Genomic DNA, 2,159 nt, shown 5'->3' on the forward strand with positions numbered 1-2,159 from the left:
GTATAGGTATAGCTCGCCTGCGGTACGCCCGCGACCAGAACGGAGCTGATCAATGCTTCGTAGTCGTTGGACTGATAGACGAATTCAAGCGTACGGCCGCTGCTGTGCACGACGGCAGCGAGGCGCTGGCTATCGTCATAGATGAAGGTGAGCGACGTGCCGTCCACAAAGCGCTTCACGGCGAGCCGGCCCGCATCGTCGAATGTCGAAATGGCGTCGGACGCGTACAGCGTCCAGTTTCCATTCTGGACCAGGCGATCGCCACTGCTGTCGGCGGCCTCGTAGACCTGGCCGATCTTCTTGAAGGCGCGCTGGAAACCGGTGGCTTCAACGATGCCTGCGCCGCCCGCCCCATCCAGTGCGAGCTGGGCACCTAGCGAGTGTGTCCAACCGTAGCCGAAGCCTCCGGACGAGGTGGATATTCCCGAATGGTAGTAGCGCGTCAGTGCAACCCAGCCCAGATCGAAGTCCTGCGCGATCTCGTACTTCTCACCGGTCTTCACGTCGCAGGGGTTGCCTACGGTGCCAGTGCACGGAGGCTCCTGCGATGCCGGAGTGCTGGAGGGGTTCGGGCTCATGCCACTCATGGCGCTGTTACCCGAGGTCGGGCAATTGCCGTTCCCGCCATCCTTGTCGCACTGCGTCGTCTTGGAGGTGATGGTTGCTACGAACTCTTCGCTGACGCAGGCTTCGTGCTTGTTGGACCACTGGGTGAGGGGGACCGGGCAGTTCAGACGCCGGGTCCGCGTCATATGGGCATCGCTTGGGTAGGGCGTGCACGGCGACTCGGCTGTGTTGTCGCCGGTCATGTATATCACTTCAAAATCACGTGTCTCGATGGTTCCTTCCATGTCCGGGCTGAGCGCATACCACTCGCTTGTAGGCGTAACGGCTGCACCCGGGCATACAGGATTGAACGCCTTGATATCGGCGAGATAGGAAGCAACCATCGCCTCTTCTGTCGGGAATATAGCGGTACTCAGATACGACCAATCAGGGTCGGAGGGCTGGGACTTGCCCATCCAGTACGTGATTGAGGTATTTCCCTCCAGGTCCACGACCTTCGACTTGATCGAATTGACGGACTGCCAACCGAACTGGAGCTCAGGCGGGAACGGACTCGGCGCGGRCAGGCTCTTGATCGCCTGCACTGCCTCCTGCTGAGTCTTGTACTGGGTCGAATTCCCGCTTGGCTGGGAGATGCGCCAGGTTGTCTTGCTCTCCTGCGCCTGCGCGGCAAGGGGGGCCGCGCAGCCAAGCGCGGCCATCGTCAGCGCCACACACACCAGCTTCATTGTCCGTTCGAACATCCGTGTTCTCCTTCCTGGGCGAATACCGCGCCGGGAGGGACGAAGGCGCACGGGCGGTTCACCGCCCTATCGCGCCCTGCTTCGGATCGTCCCTGTTCCGGAATGCGGCAACGCCGCACGGGGCAGTTATCGCGCAAGCCCATTACATAATCAAGTCAAGCCGTGGGATGTCGGTCACGATTATCGATATCGGCAACGCCCCTCCCTGGTGATCAGAGTACTCCCCCAAACTGCTTCCAGTCTTCATTGGTGCTAGCGTGCACCGTCAAGCCAGTGATGCAAGGATGCGCTGCAGGATCGTCTATGACGCCGACATTACCTCCATTTTCAGACCGCATGAGGCTGTTCCTCCTCTTCGCGCTCTGCTTGATACTCATCTCCTGCGATCTGGATCTGGTGATGGACAGCTCCTACGCCACGAAGCAGGAAGCCGTCGACGCCGAGATGATTGCCAAGGGCTGGATTCCCGCGTGGGTGCCCGAGGAGGCGACCGACCTGCGTGAGGTGCACGACCTCGATTCAAACGTGAGCGCGCTTGCCTTCAGCAAACCACGCAGCAAGCAGTTGCTGTTGCCGCCCGGTTGCCGGCCCCTCAACCACAGCGCTACCCAGCCGGCGCTGTTCAATCGAAGCTGGTGGCCGAGTGAGACCGCTCTGAAGCGCTCCTATATCTTCTTTCGTTGCGAGCCCGAATTCGGCAAGTCGATCTTCGTCGCAACAAGCGGAACCGGCGATCATGTGCTCTTCTGGCGCACGTACGCTCGCTGATGCGCATGCCCGCCCTCCCCTGCAACCCGACACTACAGATGCACACTCCAGGAACGGTCCTCACCACCCTCGCCCTTTGCC

2 protein-coding genes are annotated in these 2,159 nt (G+C 60.8%); one reads left to right on the plus strand and one right to left on the minus strand.

Annotation, left to right across the window (positions count from 1 at the left end; all coding sequences use genetic code 11):
- On the minus strand, nt 1–1,310 hold a 1,310-nt coding region (locus AC1VAN_RS19590; protein WP_480986513.1), incomplete at its 3' end, for an RHS repeat domain-containing protein.
- A 336-nt stretch (nt 1,311–1,646) separates the two neighbouring features.
- Here AC1VAN_RS19590 and AC1VAN_RS19595 point away from each other — a divergent pair.
- Nucleotides 1,647–2,078, plus strand: a complete 432-nt coding sequence (locus tag AC1VAN_RS19595) for a YbbD-related protein (RefSeq protein WP_442251374.1) — start codon at nt 1,647–1,649, stop codon at nt 2,076–2,078.
- The last annotated feature ends 81 nt before the right edge of the window (nt 2,079–2,159 follow it).

The sequence above is a fragment of the Stenotrophomonas sp. 05L44_2 genome (genome assembly GCF_056665995.1).

Coding starts and splice junctions, on each gene's coding strand:
- AC1VAN_RS19595 (WP_442251374.1), top strand. CDS start 1,647: ATGAGGCTGTTCCTCCTCTTCGCGCTCTGCTTGATACTCATCTCCTGC.